The organism is Geodermatophilus sp. YIM 151500 (genome assembly GCF_025716945.1).
Taxonomy (GTDB): domain Bacteria; phylum Actinomycetota; class Actinomycetes; order Mycobacteriales; family Geodermatophilaceae; genus YIM-151500.
Window position 1 is genome coordinate 300,463 of sequence record NZ_JAOVZT010000006.1, and the last position, 8,335, is coordinate 308,797.

Here is an 8,335-nt window from a genome sequence, read left to right on the forward strand (position 1 = left end):
TCTTGAAGCGCTTCAACCGGCGGTCGACCGCCCGACGGTCCCGCGCCGGCCCACCGCCGCTGACCACGCCCCCACGGAGACAGACATGGCCGGCACCGCCACCGCGATCGACTACGACCCGTTCGCGCCGGACTTCTACACCTCCGATCCGTTCGGGACGTACCGCCGGATGCGGGACGAGTCCCCGGTCTACTGGAGCGAGCGGTACCGCTGGTACGCCCTGACGCGTTTCGAGGACGTGCGCGCGGCCGCGCTCGACGCGGACACGTTCCTCAGCTTCGAGGGCATGGACATCGACGACAGCCGCCTGGAGCAGGTGCCGCCGGGGTCGATCGGCAGCATGGACAACCCCCGGCACGACCAGGTCCGCTCGGTGGTGCAGCCGTACTTCCTGCCGCGCCGGATCGCCGAGCTGGAGGACGGCATCCGCGCGGTGGTGCGCGAGCTGGTCGCCTCCTGGCGGGACCGCGGCGCGGGGGGCCGGGGCATGGTCGACATCGCCCAGGAGCTGGCCTGGCCCATGCCCTTCGACGTGTTCTTCCACCTGATGGGCCTGCCGAGCCGGCACGAGAAGGACCCCGTGGAGCGGGCGCGGCGCGACCAGTTGGAGCACTGGACCCACGAGCTCAAGGACCGGGTGCCCGGCACGCCGCACCTCACCCCGGTGGCCAGGGCGGCCACCGCCGGCGTCCAGCAGTTCTTCATCGACCTCCTCGAGGAGCGCCGCCGCCACGGGCGCGACGACCTGGTCACGAGGTTCGTGCACGCCGACATCGACGGGGTGCCGTTCGTGGACGCGGAGGTCACGCCGAACTCAGAGGTCAGCGGCCTGATGATGATCCTGTTCCTGGGCGGGGTGGAGTCCACCGCCGGGCTGACCGGCACGCTGTTCAAGCTGCTCGCCGAGAACCCGGACCAGCGGGCGCTGCTGCAGAAGGACCCGTCGCTCGTCCCGGCCGCGGTCGAGGAGGCGCTGCGTCTCGTCACGCCGCTGCAGCTGACCGCCCGGACGACGTCCCGCGAGGTCACGCTGCACGGAGTGACGATCCCGGCCGGCGGGCGGGTGGTCCTGATCCCCGGCGCGGCCAACCGCGACGAGCGCCAGTACCCCGACCCCGACCGGTTCGACGTCACCCGACCCCGGGGCCGCCACCTGGGGTTCGGCGAGGGCGTCCACGGCTGCCTGGGCGCGCCGCTGGCCCGTCTGGAGGCGCGGATCGCGCTGGAGGAGGCGCTGCCGGCGCTGGGTGACTACGAGCTGGCCGGCCCGCCGACGTTCTACCCGAGCTCGCCCAACATGTACGTGTGGAAGAACCTGCCGCTCACCTTCGGCCGGTCCGGACGCCGTCCGCACGTCGAGGCCGTCCACCACCGGACGACGACCGTCACCCTCGCCACCTCGGAGTTCGAGGCCGAGGCCCGGGTGGCCGCCAAGCGGGAGGTGGCCGACGGGGTCGTCACCCTGACGCTGCGCGAGGCCGGCGGCCGCCCGCTGCCCGCGTGGGAGCCGGGCGCCCACGTCGACCTCGTCCTCGACGGGGCGCCGACGAGGCAGTACTCGCTGTGCGGTGATCCCGCCGACCACTCCGGGTACCGGGTGGGCGTCCTGCGCGACGCGGACGGACGCGGCAGCTCGCGGTTCGTGCACGACGAGCTCTCCGTCGGCGACACCGTCCGGGTGCGCGGCCCGCGCAACAACTTCCCGCTCGTCGACTCGCGCACGTACCTGTTCATCGCCGGCGGCATCGGCATCACCCCGATCCTGCCGATGATCCGGGCCGCGGAGGCCGCGGGCGCCGACTGGGAGCTGGTCTACGGCGGCCGGCGCCGGGCGTCGATGGCGTTCCTCGACGAGCTGGCGCGGTACGGCGACCGGGTGTCGGTCCGCCCGCAGGACGAGACAGGGCTGCTCGACCTCGACTCGCTGCTCGGCACGCCCCGGCCCGGCACGCTCGTGTACTGCTGCGGACCCGAGGCGCTGCTCGCCGCCGTCGAGCAGCGCTGCGCCGGCTGGCCGCGCGGTGCGCTGCACGTCGAGCGGTTCGCCCCCCGGCCGCAGACCGCCCCGGTGCGGACGGAGGCGTTCGAGGTGGTGCTGGCGCAGAGCGAGCTGACCCTGACCGTCCCGCCCGACCGGTCGATCCTGTCGGTGGTGGAGGAGGCGGGGGTCGGCGTCCTCTCCTCCTGCGCGGAGGGCACCTGCGGTACCTGCGAGACCGCCGTCCTCGACGGTGTGCCGGACCACCGCGACTCCGTCCTCACCGACGACGAGCGGCAGGCGGACGACTGCATGATGATCTGCGTCTCCCGCTCGTGCAGCGAGCGCCTCGTCCTTGACCTGTGAAAAGGACCCCCTCCTCCCACCCCTCGCACGCTCGGGGTGGGCCCCTGGAGGGGGCCGAGGCGGGGCCGGGACGGGGTCCTTCACCTTTCTCGACGTGGCGGGGCGGTCGTGCTCCGGACGACGAGCCGGGGCGGCACGACCTGTTCGCGCTGCCGGACGGGGACGCCGTCCAGCCGGTCGAGGGCCCGCCGCACGGCCAGGGTGGTCAGCTGCTCGACGTCCTGCGCGACGGAGGTGAGGTCGACCGAGGCGAGCCGCGCGATCCGGCTGTCGTCGTAGCCCGTCACGCTCACCTCCCCGGGCACGGTGCGGCCCGCGCGGCGCAGCACGTCGAGCAGGCCGAGGGCGCAGCGGTCGTTGAAGACGGTGACGGCGCTCGGCAGCGGTCCGGCGAGCAGGGCACGTGCGGCAGCGGCACCGTCGTCCTCGGTGAGCCCGCCCGGCAGGATGCGCGGGGTCAGGCAGTGCCGGCGCACCGCGTCGCGGTAGCCCCGCCGCCGCTCCGCCGCGCCCGGCGCCCGGCCGCCGTCGACGTGCACCACGTCCCGGTGGCCGAGCGCCACCAGGTGGTCGACGGCCAGCTGCACCCCCTCGTCGTCGGCGGTCCGGACGACGTCCACCGCGGCGGACCGGACGGAGCGGGCGACGACGACGACCGGAAGGCGGGCCGCCAGGTCGGCGAGGGCGGTCGTGCCGGACTGGGGGCCGAGGATGATCAGTGCCTCGCAGCGGTCCTGGAGCAGGCCCGCCACGGCACGCAGCTCGTCCCGCTCCGGTGTCACGGCGCTCAGCGTGAGCTCGTACCCCACCCGCTCCGCCGCGGCGTACAGCCCGCTGACCAGGTCGCCGTGGAAGGCGTGCTGCACCCCGAACACCACGCCGAGCAGCCGGCTGCGGGAGCTGCGGAGCAGCCGGGCCCGGTTGTCGGGCCGGTAGCCGATCTCTTCGGCCGCACGGCGCACGCGCTCCCGGGTCGCGGCGCTGGCCCCGGGGACGTCGCGCATGACGATCGAGACGAGCGCCGTGGAGACGCCGGCGCGGGCGGCGACGTCGGCCAGCGTCGGCCTGCGGTCGGGACCGGTCGGTGCCACCGGACGAGCGTAGCCGTTCGTCCTAGAACGTTCTAGGGCACATCCCTTGACGGAGGGACGCCGGCCGGGCCACCCTGTGTCGTGACGCTAGAACGTTATAGGGGAGGATCGGCATGACGAGCGGATCAGTGGGAGTGGCCCTGATCGGGTCGGGTCGCATGGGCGCGTTCCACGCGCAGACGGTGGCGCGCCGGCTGCCGCAGGCCCGGCTGGTCGCCGTGGCCGATCCCCTGCCAGGTGCGGCCGAGCGGCTGACCGGGGCGCTGGGCGCGGGTCGCCCGTGCACCGACGTGGCGCAGCTGTGGGAGGACCCCGATGTCGACGCGGTCGTCATCGCCGCGCCCGCCCGGTTGCACGCCGACCTCGTCGTGGCCGCCGCGGCCGCGGGCAAGCACGTCTTCTGCGAGAAGCCGATGGCCGTCACGCTGCCCGATGCCGACCGGGCGATCGACGCCGCGCGCACCGCGGGCGTCGTGCTGCAGGTCGGGTTCAACCGGCGCTTCGCGGCCGACTGGCGGGCCGCCCGCGCGCTGCTCGAGGCCGGCACGCTCGGCACCCCGCGGCAGCTGCGGTCGCTGACCCGTGACCCGGGTGGGTTCGACCCGTCCCGGGTCCTGCCGGACACGATCTTCCTGGAGACGCTGATCCACGACTTCGACACCCTGCGCTTCCTCAACCCCGGTGCCGAGGCCGTGGAGGTGTTCGCACTCGCCGACGCGCTGGTGGAGCCGGAGTGGCGCGACCGCGGGCTGCTCGACACCGCGGTCGTCACGATCCGGTTCGACAACGGCGCGATGGCGGTGGCCGAGGCGTGCTTCGAGGCCGCGTACGGCTACGACGTCCGCGGGGAGGTGCTCGGCTCCGGCGGCATGGCGACGATGGGCGACGGCCGGCGCACCGGCATGGTCTTCTCCGGGTCCGCCGGTCAGCTCGTCGAGACCGTCCGCAGCGACCAGGAGCTGTTCCCGGAGGGCTACACGGGGGAGCTCGCCGCCTTCGTCGACGCCGTCCGGACGGGCTCGACGGCCCCGGCGACCGGCGAGGACGCCCGCGCGGCCCTGGCGATCGCCCTGGCGGCGGCCGAGTCGGTGCGCGCCGGCCGCCCGGTGCGGATCGCCGAGGTCGAGAAGTGACGGCGTACCGTCTGGCCGCCTCGGCCGAGATGCTCTTCCTGGACCTGCCGTTCGCCGAGCGCGTGCGGCGCATCGCGGACGCCGGTTTCGAGGTCGAGATCTGGGACTGGACGGTCAAGGACGTCGACGAGCTGGTCGCCACCGGGGCGACCATCACCTCGATGACCGGTTACGTCACCGGCACGCTGGCCGACGCCGACGGGGCCGAGGAGCTGCTGCGCACCGCGGAGCGGTCGCTGGCCGTCGCGGAGCGGCTGGACTGCCCGCGGCTCAACGTGCACGGGACGGGGCTGGACGGACGAGGCCTGCCGGTCGTGCCGAGCCTGACGGTGACGCCGGCGATGTGGCTGACCGCCGCGCGCACGCTCGAGCGGCTGGCCGCCCTGGGGGAGCGGGCGGGGAGGGTCTTCACGCTGGAGAACCTCAACACGGCCGTCGACCACCCCGGCACGCCGTTCGCGCGGGCCGAGGACACGATCGCTCTGGTCGAGGCCGTCGGCAGCCCGCACCTGCGGCTCAACCTCGACCTCTACCACGCGCAGATCGGGGAGGGGAACCTCGTCCAGCTCGTCGAGCGGGCGCTGCCGCTGGTCGGGGAGATCCAGGTGGCCGACGTCCCGGGCCGGTGCGAGCCGGGTACCGGCGAGATCCACTACCCGGCGGTGGCCGCCGCGCTCGACCGGCTCGGTTACGACGGCGTCGTCGCGCTGGAGGGCTGGGCCTCCGGCGACCCGGCGCAGGCCCTGGACCGGTTCCGGGACGCGTTCACGAGGACGTCGTAGGTCGGCGTCCTGCTCGGTCCGGAGGCCGCGCTGGCTCCTTGCTGACCGCGCCCGGCCGCCTACGCTCGTCCGCCATGGCGACGGTCTTCGCCGGGATGGCGGCCAGCCTCGACGGCTTCATCCGGTCGGCGTCGGGGGACCGGTCGTGGCTCGACGACGCGTTGGCTCCGGATGAGGACTACGGCTTCGCGCGGACCGAGGCGCGCACCGGGGCGTACGTCATCGGCGCCACCACCTACCGGGAGATGGGCGGCGCGGCCGGCGTCGGCGCCGTTCCGACCTACGTGGTGACCCATGACGCCGGCCTCGGCGCCGGCCGGGACGTGCGGCCGTACGCCGGCGACCTGGCGCAGCTGATCGACACCGTGCGGTCGGACATCGAGCCGGGCAAGGACATCTGCGTGTTCGGTGGCGGGCAGCTGGTCACGCAGCTCCTGGCGCTCGGTCTGATCGACGAGCTCGGCGTGGCCGTCATCCCCGTCGTCCTGGGGAGCGGCGTGCCCTTCTTCGGCGCGACGGGGTCGAGCACGAAACTCGAGCTGATCGAGTGCCGGCCGTTCCCCTCCGGCATCGTGATCCTCGACTACCGGATCGTGCGCCCGTAGCCGGATCGTGCATCGCTCCCCGGCCTCCGCCGCGGATACACGGCCAGGCCTGACCGAACTGTCGGCGTCCGTCGCCGAGCCCGTCCGCAATTCATTGCCTTCAGTTGACCGCGTTCCCGCGGGAACGCCCTATCGCGCCATTGGTCGCGCCGCCGCCTACGGGCTCGCCGTCCCGGATCCCGTCGACCACGTCGATCAGCACCGCAGGCATCACCTCGGTCGTCCGATCGCAGCGGGCGCCCCACGTGGGGCCGGATCGGGGCGGACACGCGGAAGGCGGCCTCGCTGTCAGGAGGCTGCCACGCCACCGGGATCTCGTCGTCGCCGATGCGGACCCTCACCCTGCTCCAAGTCGAGATCGATCTACCTGCGAGAACTCGGGACGTTGCAGCGCCATGGGTTTCCTCGTCACCCCACAGCGAGGCCGATGAGTTCGTGGATCCCGGCCGGTCCAGGCTCGTGACACCCGAGGAAGGACACCGCCATGTCGGAGCTTCTCGTCGATTTCATCACCTCCCTCGACGGCTACGCATCGGGAGAGGGATGGCCCGGGTTCTGGGGCCTCGAGGGCCCGGAGTACCTCGCATGGCTCGGCGAGCAACCCGAGGTCACCTACCTGATGGGAGCGAACACCTACCGCCTGATGTCGGGCTTCGCCGCCGGCGAGGTCCCGAATGGCCAGGACGAGTTCAGGCCCGAAGAAGAGGCGTCCGTCGACGCGCTCACGCGAGCGTCCAAGGTGGTGTTCTCCTCCTCACTCGAGGAGCCACTGGCGTGGGCCAACTCCACGCTCGTCCGCGACGACGCCGTCGAGGCGGTCCGCGCCATGAAGGCGAGTGGCTCGGGGCTCCTCAGCACGATCGGCAGCCTCAGCTTGTGCCGGTCCCTGCTACGAGCCGGACTCGTCGACCGCTTCCGGGTCGGGATGTTCCCGGTGATCACCGGGGCCACGGGCGCAGAACGCATCTACGACGGCTATCCGGACGTCGCCCTCGAGATGATCGAGCACCGCACCTTCGACGGCCGCATCCAGATGGTCGAGTACAAGCCCCGCGTGCTCGAGCGCCCGCCGCTCGGCGCCCATGCGTGACGTCGCCCCGTCCGCCGGTCTGGACGGCCGCCCGAAGTAGAGACCGCGGTCGACCGGCATGGTCACGAAACAGCCCAGCGTCTGACCATCGTGCTCGGCGATGATGGCGCCTGTCTCATCCGCGAGCTCGCAGGAAATGGTGGCAGCTGTCTTGCGGAAGGCGCCCGACTCGGAGCGAGCAGCGCTGTCAGCGCCCGTTGCACTTTCGCATCGGTCCTGATCGTGAGCCGGCAGATGGAGCCGCTCCACGGCACCTGAGCTTCGCTACCTCCTGTCGCCCAGCCGCTTCAGGCCCGCAACTTCCTCAGCCTTGAAGCGTGTCCCGTAGTGGGCCGCTTGGGGACACGGGCAGCTCCGCGGACCCTGCTCGGGGCCGACCCCGACTGCTCGCGGGTCCTGTTCGAGAACCCGCGCCTACGCGCGGCGGTGGTCATCATGCGAATCTGGCGTGGTGGACCGGGAGAGGGCCGTCTTCACGTTCGAAGGACCGACCGAGCTGTACGTCCACACGTCGGTCGCGGAGGCTGAGGGCTACTTCGAGGCCATCGATGTCGAGAACGACGAGTACGTCTTCTTCGGTGACGACGGCACGGTCCTCCGGCCATACGTTCGGAACGGTCGCGTCGTGCTGACGCCGACGGGCGGGAAGCGGCCCGACGAGCTCCGCCGACGGCTCCGGACCTACGTGGCTGGAACAGGAACGAGCACACAGTCGGCCCGGATGGCTCGCTCGCCTACTCGCCCGCCGCGCCACCTGACCAGATGTCGCCAGTGGCCGCTCACGGACGTCAGGGTGCGTTTGGCCTGTTCAGGTGACTGGCTGGCAGCGCGAGCGCACCGCATGATCTGAGCATGTCCGCCGCGCAGCACGACTCGTCTCAGGAGCGGAGGCGCCGCGAGGCCGCGCCCCGTGGGGTGGTGTAGCTCATCCGCGTGCTGCTCTGCGGTGGTGCTGACTATGCCGTGTGCAGGGCGGGCTGGTCGATTCCGTCGCTGGGGTCGGTGCGGCGGGGCTCGAGAGCGGTCGGTTCGGGCGGGTTGAGCAGGCCCATGGAGGCCTCGGAGAGGTAGCGGCGGTCGGAGACCTGCCACTCGTCGTGGGCCTCGATGAGCACGCAGCTGGCGAGCCGGAGCAGCGCGGTGTCGTCGGGGAAGATGCCGACGACGTCGGTGCGCCGCTTGACCTCCTTGTTCAGCCGTTCCAGAGGGTTGGTCGACCAGATCTTGCGCCAGTGGGCCTGCGGGAAGTCGGCGAAGGCGGTGATCTCCTCGCGGGCGTCGCGCAGCAGG

At 72.7% G+C, this 8,335-nt stretch carries 8 protein-coding genes; 6 read left to right on the forward strand and 2 right to left on the reverse strand.

The features are described from left to right. Window positions 1-85 precede the first annotated feature (85 nt). Window positions 86-2,344 (forward strand): cytochrome P450/oxidoreductase, encoded by a 2,259-nt coding sequence (locus OF117_RS12995; protein WP_263553267.1) that lies wholly within the window; start codon window positions 86-88, stop codon window positions 2,342-2,344. Between the two features lie 80 nt (window positions 2,345-2,424). Here OF117_RS12995 and OF117_RS13000 read toward each other — a convergent pair whose 3' ends face one another. Beyond that, window positions 2,425-3,435: a LacI family DNA-binding transcriptional regulator gene (locus OF117_RS13000; RefSeq protein ID WP_263553268.1), complete on the reverse strand. Its 1,011-nt coding sequence runs from the start codon at window positions 3,433-3,435 to the stop codon at window positions 2,425-2,427. A gap of 113 nt (window positions 3,436-3,548) precedes the next feature. Here OF117_RS13000 and OF117_RS13005 point away from each other — a divergent pair, with 113 nt between their 5' ends. The 5 genes from OF117_RS13005 (at window position 3,549) to OF117_RS13025 (ending at window position 7,895) form a co-directional block, all read left to right on the forward strand. After that, entirely contained in the window at window positions 3,549-4,568 is a 1,020-nt protein-coding gene (locus OF117_RS13005; protein WP_263553269.1) for a Gfo/Idh/MocA family oxidoreductase, read from the forward strand. Then, window positions 4,565-5,350: a TIM barrel protein gene (locus tag OF117_RS13010; RefSeq protein ID WP_263553270.1), complete on the forward strand. Its 786-nt coding sequence runs from the start codon at window positions 4,565-4,567 to the stop codon at window positions 5,348-5,350. Before OF117_RS13005 ends, OF117_RS13010 begins: the two co-directional genes overlap by 4 nt. Window positions 5,351-5,424: 74 nt before the next feature. Further along, window positions 5,425-5,955, forward strand: a complete 531-nt coding sequence (locus OF117_RS13015) for a dihydrofolate reductase family protein (protein WP_263553271.1) — start codon at window positions 5,425-5,427, stop codon at window positions 5,953-5,955. A 484-nt stretch (window positions 5,956-6,439) separates the two neighbouring features. Continuing rightward, window positions 6,440-7,045: a dihydrofolate reductase family protein gene (locus tag OF117_RS13020; protein WP_263553272.1), complete on the forward strand. Its 606-nt coding sequence runs from the start codon at window positions 6,440-6,442 to the stop codon at window positions 7,043-7,045. 448 nt (window positions 7,046-7,493) lie between these two features. Beyond that, the gene (locus tag OF117_RS13025) at window positions 7,494-7,895 is read left to right on the forward strand and encodes a hypothetical protein (protein WP_263553273.1); all 402 of its coding nucleotides are present in this window, start codon (window positions 7,494-7,496) and stop codon (window positions 7,893-7,895) included. 106 nt (window positions 7,896-8,001) lie between these two features. On the opposite strand, the gene OF117_RS13030 is transcribed toward OF117_RS13025, so the two are convergent. After that, a partial coding sequence (locus OF117_RS13030) for a transposase (protein ID WP_263553274.1) occupies window positions 8,002-8,335 on the reverse strand: 334 nt, incomplete at its 5' end.